The sequence below is a fragment of the Cupriavidus sp. 05T313 genome, assembly GCF_056396665.1.
On record NZ_JBFTLX010000054.1, the window covers coordinates 1 to 20,289 of the forward strand.

The 20,289-nt window shown below is 62.8% G+C and carries 18 protein-coding genes and 2 pseudogenes; 13 read left to right on the forward strand and 7 right to left on the reverse strand.

The features are described 5' to 3' along the window. Together AC1DKD_RS14740 and AC1DKD_RS14745 are read right to left on the reverse strand one after the other, a co-directional pair. A partial coding sequence (locus AC1DKD_RS14740) for an ATP-binding protein (RefSeq protein WP_477143397.1) occupies positions 1-1,811 on the reverse strand: 1,811 nt, incomplete at its 3' end. A gap of 642 nt (positions 1,812-2,453) precedes the next feature. After that, positions 2,454-3,407, reverse strand: a complete 954-nt coding sequence (locus AC1DKD_RS14745; RefSeq protein WP_477143398.1) for a LysR family transcriptional regulator — start codon at positions 3,405-3,407, stop codon at positions 2,454-2,456. Between the two features lie 174 nt (positions 3,408-3,581). On the opposite strand from AC1DKD_RS14745, the gene AC1DKD_RS14750 reads away from it, so the two are divergent. From AC1DKD_RS14750 to AC1DKD_RS14770, 5 genes are all read left to right on the forward strand, one after another. Further along, complete coding sequence (locus tag AC1DKD_RS14750) at positions 3,582-4,400, forward strand: enoyl-CoA hydratase/isomerase family protein (RefSeq protein WP_441629651.1); 819 nt, start codon at positions 3,582-3,584, stop codon at positions 4,398-4,400. A gap of 17 nt (positions 4,401-4,417) precedes the next feature. Beyond that, a complete protein-coding gene (locus tag AC1DKD_RS14755) occupies positions 4,418-5,311 on the forward strand; it encodes an alpha/beta hydrolase (protein WP_441629652.1) in 894 nt (297 codons plus the stop codon). Positions 5,312-5,464: 153 nt separating this feature from the next. Next, a complete protein-coding gene (locus AC1DKD_RS14760; RefSeq protein WP_477143399.1) occupies positions 5,465-5,866 on the forward strand; it encodes a tautomerase family protein in 402 nt (133 codons plus the stop codon). 218 nt (positions 5,867-6,084) lie between these two features. Next, a complete protein-coding gene (locus AC1DKD_RS14765) occupies positions 6,085-7,431 on the forward strand; it encodes an epoxide hydrolase family protein (protein ID WP_441629654.1) in 1,347 nt (448 codons plus the stop codon). 64 nt (positions 7,432-7,495) lie between these two features. Then, positions 7,496-7,972 (forward strand): hypothetical protein, encoded by a 477-nt coding sequence (locus AC1DKD_RS14770; RefSeq protein WP_441629655.1) that lies wholly within the window; start codon positions 7,496-7,498, stop codon positions 7,970-7,972. A gap of 78 nt (positions 7,973-8,050) precedes the next feature. Here the strand turns inward: AC1DKD_RS14770 and AC1DKD_RS14775 are convergent, their stop codons facing one another. Then, the gene (locus AC1DKD_RS14775) at positions 8,051-8,218 is read right to left on the reverse strand and encodes a hypothetical protein (protein ID WP_441629656.1); all 168 of its coding nucleotides are present in this window, start codon (positions 8,216-8,218) and stop codon (positions 8,051-8,053) included. Between the two features lie 294 nt (positions 8,219-8,512). Here AC1DKD_RS14775 and AC1DKD_RS14780 point away from each other — a divergent pair. The 4 genes and pseudogenes from AC1DKD_RS14780 to AC1DKD_RS14795 all read left to right on the forward strand — a co-directional run. Next, positions 8,513-8,694, forward strand: a pseudogene (locus AC1DKD_RS14780) (thiolase family protein); the annotation flags it as partial. Positions 8,695-8,875: 181 nt separating this feature from the next. Further along, the gene (locus AC1DKD_RS14785) at positions 8,876-9,334 is read left to right on the forward strand and encodes a MaoC family dehydratase (RefSeq protein WP_477143400.1); all 459 of its coding nucleotides are present in this window, start codon (positions 8,876-8,878) and stop codon (positions 9,332-9,334) included. A gap of 11 nt (positions 9,335-9,345) precedes the next feature. Beyond that, a pseudogene (locus tag AC1DKD_RS14790) lies at positions 9,346-9,447 on the forward strand (2-dehydropantoate 2-reductase N-terminal domain-containing protein); the annotation flags it as partial. 231 nt (positions 9,448-9,678) lie between these two features. Beyond that, on the forward strand, positions 9,679-10,488 hold the full coding sequence (locus AC1DKD_RS14795; protein ID WP_441629658.1) for an oxepin-CoA hydrolase, alternative type: 810 nt from the start codon (positions 9,679-9,681) through the stop codon (positions 10,486-10,488). Between the two features lie 71 nt (positions 10,489-10,559). Here AC1DKD_RS14795 and AC1DKD_RS14800 read toward each other — a convergent pair whose 3' ends face one another. From AC1DKD_RS14800 to AC1DKD_RS14815, 4 genes are all read right to left on the reverse strand, one after another. Then, entirely contained in the window at positions 10,560-11,561 is a 1,002-nt protein-coding gene (locus AC1DKD_RS14800; protein WP_477111837.1) for a Bug family tripartite tricarboxylate transporter substrate binding protein, read from the reverse strand. A 104-nt stretch (positions 11,562-11,665) separates the two neighbouring features. Beyond that, a complete protein-coding gene (locus AC1DKD_RS14805) occupies positions 11,666-13,597 on the reverse strand; it encodes an acyl-CoA synthetase (protein ID WP_441629660.1) in 1,932 nt (643 codons plus the stop codon). 2 nt (positions 13,598-13,599) lie between these two features. Then, positions 13,600-14,391, reverse strand: a complete 792-nt coding sequence (locus AC1DKD_RS14810) for an enoyl-CoA hydratase/isomerase family protein (protein ID WP_441629661.1) — start codon at positions 14,389-14,391, stop codon at positions 13,600-13,602. A 28-nt stretch (positions 14,392-14,419) separates the two neighbouring features. Further along, a complete protein-coding gene (locus AC1DKD_RS14815; protein ID WP_477143401.1) occupies positions 14,420-15,604 on the reverse strand; it encodes an acetyl-CoA C-acyltransferase in 1,185 nt (394 codons plus the stop codon). A 354-nt stretch (positions 15,605-15,958) separates the two neighbouring features. Here AC1DKD_RS14815 and AC1DKD_RS14820 point away from each other — a divergent pair, with 354 nt between their 5' ends. The 4 genes from AC1DKD_RS14820 to AC1DKD_RS14835 all read left to right on the forward strand — a co-directional run bounded on the left by AC1DKD_RS14820 (position 15,959) and on the right by AC1DKD_RS14835 (position 20,274). Then, entirely contained in the window at positions 15,959-16,438 is a 480-nt protein-coding gene (locus AC1DKD_RS14820; protein ID WP_441629663.1) for an SRPBCC family protein, read from the forward strand. Positions 16,439-16,500: 62 nt separating this feature from the next. After that, positions 16,501-17,040, forward strand: coding sequence for a 2Fe-2S iron-sulfur cluster-binding protein (locus AC1DKD_RS14825; RefSeq protein WP_477143402.1), 540 nt, complete (start codon positions 16,501-16,503; stop codon positions 17,038-17,040). Between the two features lies 1 nt (position 17,041). Continuing rightward, positions 17,042-19,417 (forward strand): xanthine dehydrogenase family protein molybdopterin-binding subunit, encoded by a 2,376-nt coding sequence (locus tag AC1DKD_RS14830; protein WP_477143403.1) that lies wholly within the window; start codon positions 17,042-17,044, stop codon positions 19,415-19,417. Further along, entirely contained in the window at positions 19,414-20,274 is an 861-nt protein-coding gene (locus AC1DKD_RS14835) for an FAD binding domain-containing protein (protein WP_477143404.1), read from the forward strand. Before AC1DKD_RS14830 ends, AC1DKD_RS14835 begins: the two co-directional genes overlap by 4 nt. The last annotated feature ends 15 nt before the right edge of the window (positions 20,275-20,289 follow it).

The window sequence follows — 20,289 nt, forward strand, 5'->3', positions numbered from 1 at the left end:
GGAAACTCCTTGCCGAGGATTGCCAGCGTTTGCAGCAGTTCCTTTTCTGCGATCGGCAGCCGATCCATGCGCGCCGCGAGCACGCCTTGTACCGTGGTCGGAATATGCAGCGTGGCGGGTGTCTTTTCGATGCTGTAATGGCCGCGTTCGCCGAGCAGCGCTTTTTCCTCGGCCAGCGTCTGGACGACCTCCTCTATGAAGAAGGGATTGCCCTCGGTCTTTTCCAGAATTAGCTGTTTGAGTGACCCGAGTACGGGGTCATCGCCCAACAGGACGCTGAGCAAGCCTTGCGCGTCGGACAGGCCCAAGGGGGCGAGCCGCACCTCAGTGCAATTGTCCTTGTGCCCCCAAGCGAACCGATACTCGGGCCGGTAGTTCAAGAGAACGAGGATCCGGACGTCCGCCGTCCGTTCGATGAGGTAGGCGAGAAACGCTTCAGTCTCGCTATCCAGCCATTGTAAATCTTCGAACAGGACGTCGACCGGTTGATTGCGGCTTTCGTGCACCAACAAACGTGAAATTGCCTCGAATGTGCGCTCACGCCTTAGGCTAGGGCCCATGTCAGCCAGCACCGAGCYGGGTTCGCTGATACCAAGCAAGTGAAGCAGATAGGGCAGGAGTTCTTCCAGGCTGCGCTCCAGCGTGAGCACCTTGCCCGTTACCTTTTCGCGGCACCGCCGCTCGTCGGCTTGGTCGATGATCTGAAAATAGTTCCTCAAGAGTTCGATGAGCGGCAAATAGGCAAAGGCTTTGCCGTGCGATACCGAGAAAGTCTCCAGCACCAGGCGGCCATGCTGGGACCGTGCCTTGAACTCGTGGAAGAGCCGCGACTTGCCGATCCCTGCCTCACCCGCCACGGCGACGATCTGCCCATATCCAGCCGTGGACTGCTCCAGCGCCCGGCGTAGCGTCTCCAGTTCGGTCTCTCGGCCCACGAAGCGTGCCAATCCGCGGTGCGCCGCTACTTGCAAGCGCGTGCGTAGCGCACCGAGAGCCAGCACCTCGTAGACTTGCAGCGGCTCGGGGATGCCCTTGACCTGGGTGGCGCCGAGCGCCTTGAACTCGAAGTATCCCTCCGCGAGCTTGTAGGTAGATTCGCTGACGAAAATAGATGAGGGCGCGGCCATCGTCTCCATCCGGGAGGCGATGTGGATCGTGTGCCCCACCGGGTCATAGTCGGCGTGCAGGTCGTCCTTGCGAATCGAACGCACGACCACTTCGCCCGTGTGTATGCCTACGCGGATCTGCAGCGAGAGGCCTTGTTCCAGCCGAAGCCGGTCGCTGTGCTTCCTCATCGTGTCCTGCATGCGCAGCGCCGCGTACAACGCCCGCTGGGGATGGTCCTCATGGGCAATAGGCGCGCCGAATAGTGCCAGGATCCCATCGCCCAGCGACTTGGCCACATAGCCCTCGTAATAATGCACGGCCTCCATCATCATCTCGATGACGGGGGTGATAAGGAGGTGGGCCTCCTCCGGGTCACGGTCGTGGATCAAAGCGGTCGAGCCGGCCATATCGGCAAACAGAACGGTGATAGTCTTGCGCTCACCGGCAGTCGCTCCGCGCGCTTCCAGAGCGGCTTGTTCGGCTCGGATGCGCTCGGCCAGGTGGAGCGGTGTGTAATGAACGGGGGCGGAAGACGATGCTTGTGTTGCGTCGCTGACGGGCATTCCGCATGCGGTGCAGAAGCGTGCCGTCGGACTTAGTGTGTGCCCACAGTGCCGGCAGACGCTTGTCAGCCGGGCGCCGCACTGCTCGCAAAAATTGGCTCCAACGGCATTCTCGAACCCGCAAATTGTGCAGCGCGCCATGGGGCCTCCCAGACTTCCTTCGGGCATTAGACGCCCCATTGCCTTTCGTCGCAAGATTGGCAAAGCGGAGCGGCATCGAATTCGTCAATGTCGTGCGTCACCAAGATACGAGGTACATAAGCACGGCTCAGTTCGGCGAGCGCTCGCACATAGTCGGTTGTTGCGATGACAGCACCGAAGCCGCTAGGTAGGACGCGGCAGCGACGGACGAGTCAGGTTTCGGGCGCAGTACGCACCGCCAATCAGTGTGCCGTTGGCTTCACCACAATGGGCTGTATCCACGACGTGCTAAGCGTGTGGGGGCGGCGCATGAAATGATTCTTCGCTACTGAACTGCGCAACTGGGTAGGCAAGGAGATCGGCTCCATCGCCGAGTTCAGGGACATCCGTTTGGCGACAACCCGCTCAAGAAGCGCTCTGGCAAGCGCTTGCGCTGCCAGCAATGTTGGTGCGCGTGCATCGGCTTGAGGGGCTTTGTCACGTTGAGGGGAAGAGATGCAATGGGCGCACGGTCACCCGTTCGCTCAGAAAACGCCAGACGGATTTTGGAGAACGCCGGCGATGAGACGCCCGATACCGTTCCCGTGTCATGGTCCTCACGTCTTCGAACGTCACAGTGACCGGGCGGAGGTGTGATGGTCTTCACGGCGTCGACGCACGCCTGCGGCGCGGCTGTGGCGTCCGTGGACCCGCAGCCCGCGCCAGGCCAAGCCGTTCCTTCAATCTCGGCACCRCAAAATCGATGAATGCCCGAAGCTTGAGCGGTATCTGGCCCTGGCCCGCGTATATCAGATTGACCGGCGCCGGTAACGGCTCGAAGGCTTCCAGCAGCATCTCGAGGCTGCCGGATTTCACCAGTTCTTCAATCTGGTACGACGCTACCCGTGCAATGCCGGCGGCCTCCACCGCGGCAACGACGGCAGCCTCCACCGAGTTCACCACAAGCCGGGACGGCACCTCGATCTTCAGTGGCCGGCCTTTCGAGAGAAATTCCCAGTTGCTGCCAACCGCATACCCTTCGTATGTCACGCAGTCGTGAGACAGAAGATCTTCAGGCCTTCCGGGTGCCCCACGCTGCTTCAGGTAGGCGGGGCTAGCGCATACCACTTCCCGAAGCAGGCCGATACGCGTGCCGATCAAGCTGCTGCTCGGTTGCTCTCCAATTCGCAGCACCAGATCCACCCGCTCGTCCAGCAGATTGACGATCCGGTCCGTCAATTGCACCCGCATGCGGACTTGCGGAAACGCACGCAGAAAGTCAACGATTATCGGCATGACGTGAATGCGGCCCATCACCGGAGGCACGCTGATCACGAGTTCGCCCTGCGGCGCATGATATTCGCCCGACGCCGTACGTTCGATTTCCGCGATCTCCTCCAGAACGCGCCGGCATGACGTCACATAGGCGCGCCCGGCTTCCGTCGGTGTCAGCTTGCGGGTACCGCGCACGAGTAACCGCACATTCAGGTGTGCCTCCAACTCCGACACGCGTCGGCTCACGGTCGCCAAAGGAATGCGAAGTTTTCGACTTGCGGCGGAAAGGCTTCCGGTGTCTATCGCCGCCAACAAAATGACCATCGCCTCGAGTCGATCCATGGCCTTCCACCGATGAAAGGGTAATTCCCAATTCTACCGGCTACTCAATGGACCCGGAGAGGCCTAGATTCTCTGTCTATCCGGCCGCGCCTTTGCATCCTTTGCGTCAACGTATCGGGCGCGCGACCACATGTTCCATGGACTGTTACCGGTCTTGCCCATCAGGAGCCAACCATGACGTTCGATACGCTGAAGGTGAACCGCGACGGAGCGGTTCTGTTCGTGGAAATATCCGCGCCGCCCATGAATCTGCTCGGACCCGGGCTCGTACGCGACCTGGTCACCCTGATCCGGGACGCCGAAGCCGATGACGGCACCAAGGTGCTCGTATTCAGCAGTGCCGACCCCGGCTATTTCATCTCCCACGTCGATGTGACGAAGGTTAAGGAGTATCGCGAGGAAGCCGCAAAGCTGACCGGTGAGCCATCGATCGCGTTGCTGTTCCGCCACCTCAGCTCCAGTCGGCTTGTCTCCATCGCACAGATCGAAGGGCGTGTGCGCGGCGCGGGCAGCGAATTCGTGCTGGCGTGCGACATGCGCTTTGCTGCGCGGGAAACCGCGGTGTTCAGCCAGATGGAAGCCGCGTTCGGATTGATTCCTGGCGGCGGTGCGGCCCAATCCCTCACCCGCCTGATGGGCCGCGGCCGGGCGCTCGAAGTGATGCTGAGCGCGTTGGACTACGATGCGGACACTGCGGAACGGTATGGATGGATCAACCGGGCGCTGCCCGCCGAGTCGCTCGGCGACTTCGTCGCATCGCTGGCGCGGCGCATTGCACGTTTTCCGGCGGCCGGGCACGTGATGGTCAAGGAGCGCGTCAATGCCATCGCGCTGGCTTCCGTCGAAGATTTTCGCCGCGATTCTGATCTCTTCGGGGAGAACGTGCGGTCCCTGCCAGCGCAACGCCGAATGGAAGCCGCCATGGCGCGCGGCTTCCAGACCCGCGAGGCGGAACTGGACCTCGCCCGGATGCTGGGCGAACTTGGCGAATGACAAGCAGGAGCGCATTGATGTTTCAGAAGCAAGACGTACGTTTCCCCGTCGAGGGTGGTATCGACCTGTCGGCATGGCTGTTTGTGCCGGAGCACCACACCGCGCCGCTGCCGGCCATCACCATGGCGCACGGCTTCGCGGGTACGAAATACCATGGCATCGAGTCGTTTGCCGAGGCCTTCGCAAAGGCCGGCTTTGTCGTACTGCTACACGATCACCGCAACTTTGGAGACAGTGGCGGCGCGCCAAGGCAAGACATCAATCCCTGGCAACAGATCGCTGATTGGCGCCGCGCAATCTCCTATCTGCAAGCGCGGCCGGAAGTCGACGAGAACCGCATCGGCATCTGGGGCACGAGCTTTGCCGGCGGGCATGCCATCGTGCTGGGCGCGACGGACCGGCGTCTGAAGGTGGTGGTGGCGCAAGCGCCCACCATCGACGGCCATGCCGCGGGTCTGCGGCGGATTCCGCCGGAGGCCGTCGCCGATCTCGAGGCCAGGTTCGCGGCCGACGAGCGGGCACAACTCAATGGCGAACCGCCGGCGATGCAGCAGATCGTCAGCAACGATTCCACCAGGCCGGCCGCCTACAGGGCAGCGGATGCCGTGAGCTTCTACCTTCGCCCGGTGCCGGACGGTGTCTGGGAAAACAGGATCACGCTGCGCTCAACGTGCTGGGCACGCATGTATTCGCCAGGAGACTTCATCGATCGCGTATCCCCGACCCCGCTGCTGATGCTGGTCGCCGAACGCGACCACATCGCCGTCACCGACCTGGCGCTCAAGGCGTACGAACTGGCACCGGAACCGAAGCGGATGGTCATGCTCAAGGGCGGCCACTTCGATCCCTACCTTGCGGAGCTTCCGAGCGCCTCGCGCGAGGCCGTCAACTGGTTCAGGATGAACCTCTGACGGCACGCACAGTTCGGTCGACGACCAGCCCCGCCTGGCGTCGCCCAGGCGAATCGCGCACGCCCATCGCGCACGTGCGTGATTCGCCTCGGGGCTGCCGGCCGAACGATGGCGCAATACATCGATCATCCCCTTGAGCACTGGAGATATCCCATGCCTGTATTTCACGCACACATCCCGAAAGGCCGGTTTTCACGCGAGCAGAAGATCGCAATTGGCAATGCACTGAATCGTTCGCTGGTCGTCGCGCTGGGCATTCCCGCTGGAGATCGGTTCATTGTGGTCAGCGAGCACGGCGACGACGAATTGTTCATCGATCCAACCTTTATGGAGATGGAGCGCTCGGCCGACGCGATGATCATCGAGGYCCAACTCGGCGCGCACCGGCCGGCTAGCGACAAGGCTGCACTGATGGCGGAAATCTGCCGCCAACTCGGTGACGCCGCGGAGATCTCTCCGGACGACATCTTCATTGCACTGATTCCGGTGCCGAATGAAAACTTCTCCTTTGGCCGAGGGGTCGCCCAGTTGGCAGGCATCGCGCCGCGGTGGTGAAGCCAACGCAAACACAGGAGTGTTGGCTGYCCGTCCAGGACATGCTCTGCGCATTCCACGTCATGGCATGAATTACGACCATATACGTCATGTACGACATGGCAAGCGCGAGGCCAGAAGGGGTCAACGGCGCAATCAGTCCCTAGCTGAAAACCCGGCTCTGCCGCATAGGGGCGCCCGGGAGCGACGGAAATTTGACACGAGATGATGGATTCTGAATGAAAACGTTTGATAACCCCGTCCCGGAAGCGAAACGGCTGACCCGTCGCGATTTTCTTGGCGTCTCCGCCGCGGCAGCAGGCTATGGCATCGGCCTGGCCGTGCTTGCCAGCGAGGCATCGGCCGCACAGGCGTCCGCTGGGACGGTCGGTGCCACAGATGCCATCCGCCCATACCGCGTATCCGTTCCGCAAGAGGCGCTGGTGGGTCTGCGCCGACGAATCGCCGCAACACGCTGGCCCACGCGCGAAACCGTCACGGATGAATCGCAGGGCGTTAGATTGGCGACCATGCAGCAACTCGCCCGCTACTGGGCGACCCAGCACGACTGGCGCAAAGTTGAAGCCCGGCTGAATGCCTTGCCGCAATTCATGACCACCATCGATGGCGTAGACATCCACTTCATCCACGTACGGTCGAAACACGCCAACGCGCTGCCCGTCATCATCACCCACGGTTGGCCCGGATCGGTGATCGAGCAGTTGAAGGTAATCGGCCCGCTTACGGATCCGACCGCCCATGGCGGCCAGGCAGCCGATGCGTTCGACGTCGTGATTCCGTCGATCCCCGGCTACGGGTTCTCCGGAAAGCCGACGACGACCGGCTGGGACCCGGTGCGCATCGCACACGCATGGACAGTGCTGATGCGCCGCCTCGGCTACAAGGAATTCGTGGCGCAGGGCGGCGACTGGGGCGACGCCGTGTCGGAGCAGTTGGCGCTGATCGCCCCGCCGGAGCTGCTCGGCATTCACGTCAATATGCCCGCGACCGTGCCCCCCGATGTATCAAGGGCGCTCAAGTATGGTGAGCCCGCGCCCACCGGCCTGTCCGCGGACGAGCAGCATGCATACGGGCAGTTGGACACCTTCTTCAAGCATGGCCTCGGGTACGCGATCGAGATGGCGAACCGCCCGCAAACGCTCTATGGCATCGAAGACTCTCCAATCGGCCTGGCTGGCTGGATCCTTGACCACGATGCTGCCAGTCTGTCGCTCATTGCACGGGTGTTCGATGGTCAAGCTGAGGGTCTCACGCGTGACGACATCCTCGACAACATTACGCTGTACTGGCTGACGAAAACCGCCATCTCTTCAGCGCGACTCTATTGGGAAAACAAGCTGGCGTTCTTCGATGTCAAGCACGTCACCATCCCGGTCGCCGTAAGCGTCTTCCCAGACGAAATCTATGCGGCGCCACGAAGCTGGGCCGAGCGAGCCTATTCAAAGCTCATTCACTACAACCGCCTCGAAAAGGGCGGTCATTTCGCGGCATGGGAACAGCCAAAGGCTTTCTCCGAGGAGTTGCGCGCGGGTTTCCGGCCCTTGCGTGCGGGAATCTCGGTGTAAAGCGGCCGTTTTCACGCCAAGTATTCCTTTGGACGACCAGCACTAGCCAACAAAGAAACTTTCCATGCCGACGATTCACTTGCACTACAAGACCACTTCGACGCCCGAGCGGTTCGTCGCCGGGCTTACGGACTTCGGGCCTGGTCGCTCGAGGCTCTTTGGCAACAGCACCGACGAATACCTGAAGGTGCATCACCGAGGCCCCTCTGAGGCAGACGTCACGGAGGGCTCGGGCGGCATCTGGGAACGCCTGCATTACAACTGGTCCAATCCCGATCGCGTCGTCATGACGACAATCGACTCCAACGTATGGGGAGGCCGGTCAGGCCATACCTATACGTTCACGCGTCTGCCTGACGGGACGACCGCGCTGGACGCAGTCGTGGTGCGGGAAGGCAAGAACATCAAAGGACGGGTGCTGGGGCTCGTGCTCGGAAGCATCGGCAGACATGTTTTGGGAAAAGCCTTTGCAAACAGCATCAGAGCCATTGAAGCCCGGAACGGCGTGGCAAGAGAGGAAAGCGCGTCGTGTGCCAGCTAGTCCTCAAGCGCGGGCGGCGATCCAGAGCAACGCGGAACTCCTGCGCGAGCTCGGCCATCGTCAGCGACTGGGGGCCGGTCAATTCGTAGATCTTGCCGATATGCGGCTCTGGGTTGGCCAGCACAGCAGCGGCGGCAGCCCCCACGTCGGCGGCGGCGATCGGAGAGTCTTGCCGTCGGCGAACGGCAGGCGGATGCCCTTGGCCGCCTGCAGCAGGAACATGCCGTCGAAGCAGCCACGTTGCATGGCAGGTTGCGGGCCTTGCCCGCCAGAGGAACACGAAAGAACAGAAGGGAAAATTGCAACTTGCAAGTGCGTCTGGGCGGTATATACTTTCATGTTGAAAGTAACTTGACGGCGTCCGCAAGAACGAGTCGCGCGGGCGGCGAAAGTGACCAAACTCGGCCTGGCCGCCAGCGTTGGCCGCGCGAGAGGGACCCGCAGGATGCTAAGTTTTTGCCAGGGAGAATGCGATGAATGCAAGAGATGTCGTGCTGTGCCAGCCCGTGCGGATCGCTGTTGGCGCCTACAACGGCTCCCATGGGCGATTCAGTGCTGCATGACAGCATGCTGTACGACGGACTGCACGACGCATTCTCCGGCGATTACTCGGGCTGGCATACCGAGGATCTTGCCGCTCGCTATGCGCTCAGCCGCGAGGCGCAGGATCGCTGGGCCGAACGTTGCAGCGGAATCTCGCGCTGGCACAGGCCAAGGGACGACGCGCCTGCTGCATGCCATGCGCGCGGATGACATCCGGCGCGGCATCGTCACGCTGTGCATCGGCGGCGGACAAGGGATTGCGCTGGGGCTCGAGGCGCTGGCCCGATCCGCCTTTGGGCGCCTCGCAACGGGTGCGCGCTGGTCCGTGAAAGCAGAGTAAAGAAATCTGGAGGAGCAAATATGAACATCCAATACATCGAGGATCTGGCGCCGGGCCAGAAATACGGTTCAGGGCGGCTGCCCGTCGAGCTGGWCAGGATCAAATCCTTCGCTGCCGAGTTCGACCCGCAGCCTTTCCATCTTGACGAAGCGGCCGCCCGCGACACGCTGTTCCGCGGCTTGGCCGCGAGTGGCTGGCACACGGCGGCGCTGACCATGCGGTTGCTGGTCGACGGCGAGCTCCGGCCCGCGGGCGGCATCATCGGGGCGGGCTTCGAGGAGCTGCGTTGGCCCAAACCGGTGCGGCCTGGAGATGCGTTGCATGTCGAGAGCGAGATCCTGGAGGTGCGGACGTCCAAGTCGCGTGCCGATCAAGGCATCGTGAAGGTGCGCATCACAACCTTCAACCAGCATGACGAACCAGTGCAGGCCGGCGTCGTCAATCTGGTCGTGCAGTGCCGTCCCGCCGGTAACGCGTAGACGGGGGCGCCATGAAGATATTGGTACTCGGTGCCGGCGCCATGGGAGGCTACTACGGCGCGCGACTGATCGAGGCGGGCGCGGACGTCACCATTCTGGTACGACCCGCCCGCTGGACAGTTCATCGACCTGGGAGGCCTCGATGATGCGGGATATTGCCCAGGGCGCCGCACGCATCAAAGCCGAGGCCATCGTCGGCGATCTGATCGCTCGTGCAGCCGATCGCGGGCGCGAACTCCCGTTGAGCCGCACGCCTATTGCCACCTGCAGGTCTATGAGAGTCAGTGCGCTGCGCAACAGACTGCCGGCTGATCGGGCCTCTCTCCACTGACAGACTTCACGACATGACCACATTTTCCTCTTTGCTGCAGCGCACGGAAGGCCGCGTGCTGGTGCTCACCATCAACAATCCCGGCAAGCGCAACGCCATCGCGGCCGATCTCTATGACAACATCCGCGCCGCGCTGGCCGCTGCTGCGGAAAATCCGGAGATTGGCGCGATCGTACTAACTGGCGCCGACAACTACTTCTGTGCAGGCGGCGACCTGGAACTGATCAGCAAGCGGCGGGAACTGACCTATGAGGAGCGCATCGAGCGCCTGGGGCACTTGCACGACGTGGTGTGCAAGCTGCGCGACTTTCCCAAGCCGATCGTGGCAGCGGTCGAAGGCGGCGCGGCGGGTGCGGGCTTCTCGCTGGCATTGGCCTGCGACCTGCTTGTGGCATCCGCCAGCGCAGCCTTCTCGATTGCCTATGTGAAGGTGGGGCTGACGCCGGATGGCGGCATTACGGGCCTGCTGGCGCAAAGCCTGTCGCGGCAGGTGCTGACGCAGCTGGCGTTGACCGGCGATCGCATCACGGCGGAGCAACTGCAGCACTTCGGGGTCGTCAACCAACTGGTTGAAGCGGGACAGGCCGGCGCGGCGGCGATCGCGCTGGCGGACAGGCTTGCGCAAGGGCCACAGCAGGCCATGGCATCGATCAAGACGCTGTGCCGGCATGCCCATGAGCGCACGCTCGACGATCAGCTGGAAGCCGAACGGATCGCGATGGCCGTGGCCCAGGGCGGCGCCGAAGCCGCCGAAGGCATTGCTGCATTTCTTGGGAAGCGGCCCGCCGATTTTGCCAGCCTGCGCCGCGGCGATGCGGCGTAGCCGTGCCACCGCTGGCTGACCGCATTGCTACCGGGGCCTCCACCAGGCCCCAACCAGGCCCCAACTAGGCCTTATTGCCCCGCAAGCTTCAGGCTTTTGGCAATGCGGGTCAGTTTGGCGTGTTCGCTGTTCAGGAAGGCTTGCGCCTGGGCCATGGTCATTGGCTCAATCGCGCGCTGAAGGTTGACAGTGCGGCGGGTACGGTTCTCGGGGCTCGCCACCCAAGCATTCATGGCCTCCACCACGCGTGCCGTCACAGCGTCTGTTGTCTCCGGCGCGGCCAGCACGCCTGCCCACTGGCTGTATTCGAAATCGGCCAGGGCCTTGTTTTCAGCCAGCGCGGGCACATCGGGCAATGACGGATGCCGGGCCTTGCTGGCGACCCCGATCGGCTTGAAGCGGCCGGCCTTGATCATGCCGTAAGTCGGACCCCCCATGGGAATGAAGGTCAGGTCTACCTGTGAACCGGCGATGTCGCTGCTGACCGGCGCCGCGCCTTTGTATGGCACCTCCAGGAAGCGCACGCCGGTGCGGGCCTGGAAGTCGGCGCCGACCAGGTGGGGCGCCGAGCCGGGGCCCCAGTGTGCCAGCGACAGGGGACGGTTCTTCGGGTTCTTCGCGTAGACAATGACCTCGTCGACGTTCTTGAACGACAACGAGGGATTCGAGACCAGGATGAAATCCGAGATCCCGCTTAAGCCCGCCAGCCTGAACTTCTCCGGCGAATACCTAGCCGACGCAATGGTGAGCGGCGCGACCAGGAAGTCAATGCCGGTCGTGCCCAGCAACGTGTAGCCATCGCTGGCGCTGCGCAGTACGTTCATCGCGCAGATCGAGCCGCTTGCGCCCGGAAGGTTGTCGGCAATGACGCTCTGGCCCAGGCTCCGCTTCATCACGACGGCTGCTGCGCGAATCGATTCGTCCGCCGGACCTCCAGCGGGAAATGCGACCTTGACGACAATCGGCTTGCTCGGAAAGGGCGCTTGCGCTCGCAGCCAGGATGGGGCAAGCAGCGCCGGCGCGGCGCCGCAGGCAGCCTGCAGCAGGCGCCGGCGCGAAAGCTGGATTGTCATAGTTGTCTCCTTGATGGATTCGGCGAGCCGGCATGCCGGGCACGAGGCGCTGCCGGCATGCCACTCGCACTGCCTCTGGCGAGGCCCTGTTTTATAGGAATGGGCTACTCGTACACCACCGCGTACTTGATCGTCAGCGTCGTGAACGCTTTGCCGATGGTGGCTACCGCGACCTCCCTTTCTTCGTGGCCCAGGGTGGCGGGCAGCACCAGCGTGGACAAGATGCCCTGGTCCCCGCGATCCTCGATGCGGATATCGACAAGCGGAACTGGTGTGTCCGCCTTGACCTCGGCAAGCATCTGCCGCTGCGCTCGCAGTACCGCGTCAGTGCGCAGTGTGTTCTTCTGGATCTTGCCGACAGCAGTCTTTGGGACGGCATCGACCACGTAGAACTGCTTGGGCACGGCGGCGCGCTCCGGGATCACCTCATAGGCGTAGTGCTTGATGCGGCCGATCGGGAAGGTGCTGCCCGGCTTGAGCGCGATATACGCGACCGGCAGTTCGCCGGCATGCGCGTCCGGCAGGCCGACGGCGGCGGCATCGAATACCTCGGGGTGCCGATACAACGCTTCTTCGATCATGCGCGGATCGATATTGTTGCCGCCGCGGATGATCAGGTCCTTGGCCCGGCCGGTCAGCCAGAAGTAGCCATCCTCGTCCACATAGCCCAGGTCACCGGTATTGAACCAGCCGCCCTCGAACCAGATGCTCTGGTTCTGCTCCGGGTTCAGGTAGCCGGCGAAGATGTTGGGTCCGCGCACCACCACAATGCCAGGCTCGCCCGGTTCGCACTCGCGCTGGATCCGTCCACCGGCAGCCTTGACGACCCTCATCTCCTGGTAGGCCATGGGAAGGCCGATGGAGCCGATGCGCCGCTCGCCATAGCGCGGGTTGGTTGCGCTCAGCGCTGTGCCTTCGGTCAGACCATAGCCTTCGAAGATCATCGCCCCGGTCTTCTGCTCGAACGCCTCGGCGACGGCCACCGACAGCGGCGCCGTACCGCAGCTCGCCGCCTTGAGAGAGCTGATGTCAGCGTCGCCGATCGGAATGTTCAGGGCCATGTTCACCACGCTCGGCACCATGCCCAGCGCGGTGACCCCGAAGTGATCGACGATCTGCCAGAGATTGCGGATGACGGAAGGATCGCGCCAACCGCTGGACGTCAGCAGCACGACCGATGCGCCACGGGCGAGCGGCATCAGGCAATTGGTGAGCACGCCCGTAACATGGAACATCGGCACGCCGCAGACGCGCACGTCGTCTGGCTGGACGTCGATCTGCATCGCGCTTACCCAGGCCATCGCCACCTCGTTGCCATGGGTGTGGAGCGCAAGCTTGGGCGTGCCGGTGGTGCCACCGGTATGGAACATCGAGGCGGTATCCTGCGGCGAGAAGACCCGCTTGCTGTCGAGCGCATCGCCCTGGAAGCGGGAGATCTCGGTGTCGAGATCGACAATCCCTTCCTCGCTCGCCGTGCCCCCGCCGGCCTTGATCCAGTGCCGTACGTCGGGCAGATCGCGCCGCACCAACATGGCCTTGTTCCAGGCCTCAATATCCGCGTCGGGACCATAGGCGATCACCGCCTTAGCGCCAGCATTGCGCAGCAGTGCCGCGATAATCTCCGGCTCCAGCATCCAGTTGACCGGGCAGGCAATGCCCGTCGCCTCGCTGCCCCAGAGCGCGTGCTGYGACTCCGGTGTCACCGGCATCAGCACCCCGATGACATCATCGGGGCCCAGGCCCAGCGAGTGCAGCAGGTTGGCGGTCTGCGTGATGCGCCCGAACAGCTGCGCATGGGTAATGGAGATTGCCTTGCCCAGCTCGTCTCCGGAGGCGAAGTAGTGCAGGGCGGGAGCTTCCGGCGCACGGTCGCGCGCCAGGCGCAGCAACTCGTAGGTGCTGTGAGGCAGCTGACGGTCGGCAAGGGGCGTCTGCTCGAAATGCCTGATATCGGCGAGCGACGTCACTTGCAGACGCGGCTGGTAGGGATCGACCTGACCAGGGCTGGCCTGCATTCGTGTGTTGAACTGGGTCATGGTCAGGTTCCCTGGTAGACTGGACGGCGCTTGTTCAGGAACGCCTCGCCGCCTTCGTGCATATCGTCAGTGCTGAACAGCGTGGCAAAGGCAAGCTGCTCCAGCATCAGCGCCGTTTCGAGATTCGCGTCCTGGCCGTTGTTGATCATCAGCTTGGCCATGGCAATGGAGTGCGGCGATTTCTCGGCGATGCGTTGCACATAGGTCTTCGCTTCCTCCAGCACCTGGCTGGCGGGCACCACCTTGTTGACGAGTCCGATGCGGTAAGCCTCGTCCGCCTTGATGATTTCGCCGGTAAAGATCATTTCCTTGGCGCGTGTTGCCCCGACCAGCCGGGTCAGCCGTTGGGTGCCGCCACGCCCCGGAATCAGGCCTACGTTCGTTTCGGTCTGGCCGAGCAGGGCATTGTCCGCGGCCACGCGCAGGTCGCACGCCATGGCCAGCTCCAGGCCGCCCCCAAAGCACGGTCCTGCAATGGCTGCGATCACGGGGATGGTGCTGTGGTGAATCAGCGCCCACAGGTCGGGCGCACCGCTGGTCGGGACGAAGGCCTCGATCGGGCGGCGTGCGAGCATCTCGGGAATGTCGCCCCCGGCGACGAACGCCTTGGTACCGCCCCAGAGGACGATGCCGCGAACGGTCCGGTCGGCCATCAGCGAGGACAGCGCCGCGTATAGGTCAGTGCGAAGTGTTGTGTTGAGGGCGTTGTACTTCTCCAGCCGATTCATGGTGACGACGGCACAGGGGCCGTCCCGGTCCACGAAGACGGTTTCGTACTCGGTGATATTGCTCATCTGGTGTCTCCTGTTTTTTGGGGTTCGTTCAGTGAATGAACTCGAAGAGCCCGGCTGCGCCCATGCCGCCGGCTGCGCACATGGTCACGACGCCATACTTGGCCTTGCGGCGACGCCCTTCGAGCAGGATATGGCCGACCTGGCGTGCGCCAGTCATGCCATACGGATGACCGATGGCGATGGCGCCGCCGTTGACGTTGACGCGCTCCAGCGGCAAGCCCAGTTGGTCGATGCAATACAGCGCCTGGCAACCGAACGCCTCGTTGAGTTCCCACAGGTCGATGTCGTCGATGGAGAGCTCGTTGCGCTCCAGCAGGCGCGGGACCGCACGGACCGGGCCGACACCCATTTCGTCCGGCTCGACGCCCGCGGTGGCCAGGCTCACGAAATACCCCAGGGGTTCGAGGCCGCGCCGTTCCGCTTCGCGCTCAGACATCACGACCAGCGCCGCGGCGCCGTCCGACAACTGGCTGGAATTTCCGGCCGTGACCTGGTAACCCTCGCCCTTCACGGCGGGCAGCACGCGCAGCTTTTCCAGCGTGGTGTCGGCGCGGGCACCTTCGTCAGCCTCGAGCAGGAAATCCACCATGGAGGTCTCGCCGGTCTCCTTGTTTGTCACTGACTTGATTGATGCGAGGGAAACAATCTCTTCAGCGAAACGGCCTGCCTTCTGTGCTTCGACGGTCAACTGCTGGCTACGCACCGAGAACTCGTCGGCGCGCTCTCGCGACATGCCATAGCGCTTGGCTAGGATCTCCGCGGTATCGATCATGTGTAGATAGACATCGGGGCGATTCTGTGCGAGCCAGGCCTCTTGCTGGGCGACCTTGAGCGTGACCGGCTGCGACAGGCTGATGGACTCGACGCCGCCCGCCACCATCACCGRCACCTTGTCGATCAAGACGCGCTGCGCGGCAAAGGCGACCGCCTGCAGGCCGGACGCACAGAAGCGAGTCAGCGTGGTGCCGCTCACGGACACGGGCAGTCCAGCGCGGATGCCGCCTGCGCGGGCAACGTTGCCACCGGTGGCGGCGATGGGTTGGCCGCAGCCAAAGATGATGTCTTCGACTTCCCCGCCGTCGATTCCCGCGCGCTCGACGGCATGGTGGATGACGTGGCCTGCCATGGTCGCCCCATGGGTCATGTTGAATGCGCCTCGGCTGGCTTTGCCGATCGGGGTGCGGGCATACGAAACGATTACTGCGCGAGACATGGATTCTCCTTTGGTGTGGATGGATGCAGACACCCTCAGTCTGCCAGGTCAAATATAGACGGTGGATACATTAAACGGTGCATCATTCATTGGAACGAACGAACAGACGGCAGCGATGAACGTTTCAGGTACCTTGCCGCGCCGCTTTGTCCAAAATTCTCTTTGCGCCCGCTCAGTGTATCCACTGTCTACATCGTAGGCGGGCGAACTTGGCAACGTCAAGAATTCGTGAGCATTGTTCGGGTTTACCTGCCTCCCCATCTCTTGACGGTCCCCAACACGCTCTCTAGGATATAGACACTGACTATATTGACGTTGGGCCGAAAGGGGCGATACAAAACGGAGGGGTAGAAATTGGAATTCACTGGTGAAACAGTCATCAAGGCGTCCAGGGAAGAGGTCTGGAAGCGGTTGAATGATCCGGCTACGTTCCAGCAATGCTTGCCGGGATGCGAGCAATACCTGCAGGGCGATGACGGCGGCTATGACGCGGTAATCGTCGCCGCTGTCGGGCCGATCAAGGCGCGTTTCAAGGGCACGGCCCGCTTCTCCGACCACAGGGAGGGCATTGGTTATCACATCGAGGGCAGCGGCAGTGGTGGCATCGCGGGCTTCGGCAAGCTGGGCGCCGACGTCCGGCTGGAAGTCGTCGAAGGCGGCACGGCCCTGCATTACGTTGCCGCAGCGCAGATGGGAGGGAAACTGGCACAGATCGGATCCCGCCTGGTCGGCGCCGTGGCGAACAAGTTCCTAGCGGAGTTCTTTTCCCGCTTTGAAAAGCTGGTGAGTCTTGAGGAAGGTGGGGGCAGCTCCCTTGCGTCGTCCCCTGACTAGGCTCGGCCGGCCAGGGACGATCAGCTCTTTTTTTTCTTCCATAGTATGATAATCATAATACTATGACTGTGAAGCCCGGCGCTGATGCCGGCGGGGCAAACGGAGACACAGAGGCGACAGTGAAAATAGAGAACACTATCAATGGCGTGAGCGGCACAACAGAGATCGAGCCGAGGCGGCTCCTGGTGCATTTGCTGCGGGACCAGAAACGCCTGACCGGCGTCCACATCGGTTGTGACACCTCGCAGTGCGGCGCCTGCACGGTGCTGATCGACGGAACGACCGCGAAGTCGTGCACCGTACTTGCTGCCCAGACCGATGGCTGCGAGCTCCATACTATCGAAGGGATGGACAACGATCACACGACGACCGTCCTGAAGGAAGCCTTCAACGAGCTGCATGGTCTCCAGTGTGGATTCTGTACCCCGGGAATGCTGCTTGCGGCACGCGCGCTCCTTGCACATCAGGCAGCGCCTTCCGAACACGAAGTCAGGGAAGCGCTGCACGGCAACCTGTGCCGCTGCACCGGGTACCAAAACATTGTCGACGCAGTGCTGCTCGCCGCGACGAGGCTGCAGTCCGCTTCCCGTGAGGAGGATTGAGATGAGCGAAGCACAGAACGGTAGTGCGACCAAGTACATCGGCAAGTCCGTCAGGCGCCGTGAAGACAAGCGGTTGATGAGCGGTCGGGGCAAGTTCACCGATGACCATCAGTTCCCGGGAATGGTCTTCGCGGCCTTCGTCAGGTCGCCCTTTGCTCACGCCAACGTACGCGGCATCGATACGGCGGACGCGCGGGCACTGCCTGGCGTGATCGGCGTACTGACCTACGCCGACCTCCGGGGCAAGGTCGGCGACATCCGGCCGAACTGGGTCGTGGGCAACTCGAAGGTGCCGCCGCATCCTCCCCTTGCCGCCGACCGCGTGCGATACGCCGGAGAGGCCGTGGCGTTGGTGGTGGCACAGACGCGCGAGATCGCGGCGGATGCCGCCGAGCTTGTCACGGTCGACTACGAGGAGCTTCCGACAGTCGTCGACGCGGAAGCTGCGCTGACTGCGTCGGCGCCCCAGCTCCACGACAATGTCCCCGGCAATCGCATTGGCGTCTTCCGGCAAAAGGGTGGCAACTACGAGGAGGCGGTGAAGCAAGCTGACCGGGTCGTGTCGATCCGGCTGGTCAACCAGCGGCTGATACCCAGTCCCCTTGAGCCTCGGGCCCTTTGTGCGAACTTCGATCCCATTGAAGAGCGCCTGACGTTTATCGTCCCCACGCAGGTCCCGCATATGTCGCGGCGTTGGCTGGCGGAAACGCTCAGGTGGCCGGAACACCGGATCCGGCTGGTGGCGCCGGATATCGGCGGCGGCTTCGGCGCGAAAATGCACTTCTATGCGGAAGAGGTGCTGGTGGCGTTCGCATCCCGGCACTTCGGCCTTCCGGTCAGCTGGACCGAGACGCGCAGCGAGAACCATGTTGCGACCACGCACGGCCGTGCGCATACGGAATACGTGGAAGCACCTGTCACCAGGGACGGCAAGGTGCTGGGAATCAGGTTGCGATCGTTCGCCAATCTCGGCGCCTATCTCTCCAATATGGCGACCGGCATCCCTACCATCAACACGGCCAACTACATCACGGGAAACTACCAGATATCGTCGGTCGACACGGAGGTCCATCTGGTGACGACCAACACCACGCCGGTCGACGCTTATCGGGGCGCCGGACGGCCGGAAGCCGCCTATATCATCGAGCGGCTGATGGATGCGGTGGCCGGGGAACTCGACATCGATCCGGTCGAACTGCGACGCCGCAACCTGGTGCGGGCGGATCAGTTCCCTTACCAGCCACACGACGGCGCGCGCGGCAAATGGGACTCCGGCGACTACGAGGCCTGCCTGACCAAGGCGACCAAGCTGATCGGCTACCAGCGTTGGYGGGAAGAGCAAGCGACGCTGCGTAAGCAGGGTAAATACATCGGCATCGGGGTGATCTGCTATCTCGAGCTCGTAGGAATGGGCATTTCGCCGATGCTGGAGAAGGTCGGCTTCGACCGGGGCGGCTGGGAGAGCGCGCATGTCCGCGTGCATTCCGATGGCAAGGTCACGCTTTTCAGCGGATCGATGCCGCAAGGCCACGGCCACGCCACGAGCTTTGCGCAGATCGTCGCGGAGGTCCTGCAACTGCCGATGGACGATATCGATGTCGTTCAGGGCGACACCGACCGCGTGCTGGCGGGCCATGGCACCTTCAATTCGCGGTCAATGCCCGTAGGGGGAAGCGCTGCCTATATGGCGGCGAGCAAAATCCTGGCAAAAGCACGCCGGATTGCCGGTCTCATGCTGGAGGTTCCTGAAGAGGAGGTTCACTATGCGGATGGCCAGTTCACAAGCGCAGCCAACCCCACCGTTATTCCCTTTGCGCGGGTCGCAAGAATGGCATATCTTGCGCACAAGCTGCCGAGGGACGTTGAAGCCGGCCTGGATGAACGCGTTTTCTATGAGCCGGCCGCCCTGGGAGCGCCGAACGGTTGCCATGCAGTTGTCGTGGAGGTCGATGCGGAGACCGGCACGGTGACGATTCTCGACTATGTGGCGGTGGATGACGTTGGCGTCATGATCAATCCCATGCTCTGCCACGGCCAGATGCACGGCGGGATCGCGCAAGGCATCGGCCAGGCCTTGTTCGAAGAGGCCAAATATGACGAGGCCGGGCAACTGCTTTCGGGTTCGCTGCTCGACTATGGATTCCCGCGCATCGAGCAGATACCTCGCATGCGCACCGGTTTCCACGTTTCTCCGGCGCCGTCCAACCCGCTGGGCGCGAAGGGGATCGGTGAGGCCGGTTGCGTAGGGGCGCCGCCCGCGATCGTCGCGGCGGTATGCGATGCATTGAAGCCATTCGGCATATCCCATCTCGATATGCCCCTAACGCCGCCAAAGATCTGGCGTGCGATTCACGAGACGAGCCGGAGTGCGACATGATTCCCTACGAAGTCGAGTACCTCAGGGTGGGCAGTGTGCAACAGGCGATCTCCGTGCTGGCGCAGAACCCCGACGCCAAGATCCTTGCCGGCGGCCATACGCTGCTGCCGATGATGAAACTGAGACTGGCCAGGCCGGCCTTACTGGTCGATATCGGCCGCCTGCCTGAACTCCGTGGCATCGCGGTACATCAGGATGGCATCTCGATCGGCAGCGCGACGACGCACGCCGAACTGGAAGCGAGCTCGGAACTTAAGCAGCTGGCACCGCTGTTTCCGCTCGCCGCGAGCGTGATTGCCGATCCGACGGTCAGGAACCGCGGGACGATCGGCGGAGCGCTCGTGCACGCCGACCCTTCGGCCGACTGGCCGGCTGTAGTGCTTGCGGCCGGAGCCGAGATGGAGATAGCGGGCGCACAAGGCACGAGGCGCATCCCCGCGCATGAGTTCTTTGTCGACTTCATGTCTTCGGTCGTGCAGCCAGACGAAGTCCTGACGCGTATCCATGTGTTATTGCCGGCCGCAACGCGGGTCGCATACCGCAAGTTCAGGCATCCTTCGTCAGGTTACGCGGTGGCCGCTGCAGCGGTCGCGATCGGCGTGGTCAACGATAGCTACGCCTGGGGGCGGATCGGTATCACCGGCGTCGCCGACACGGCATTCCGCGCAACGGCGGCGGAGACATTGCTGGAAGGCAASTTCACCGACATTAGGGATAAGGCCGACGCCATCGTCGAGGCGGCATTCGCCAACGTGACCCCGCTGGAAGACAACTTTGCGGATGGCCCATACCGGCTTCAGCTGGGCAGGGTCATGCTGAAGCGGGCGCTTCTCGAAGCCCTCGAACCACGGGGCTGAAGTGTTGCAACGCCG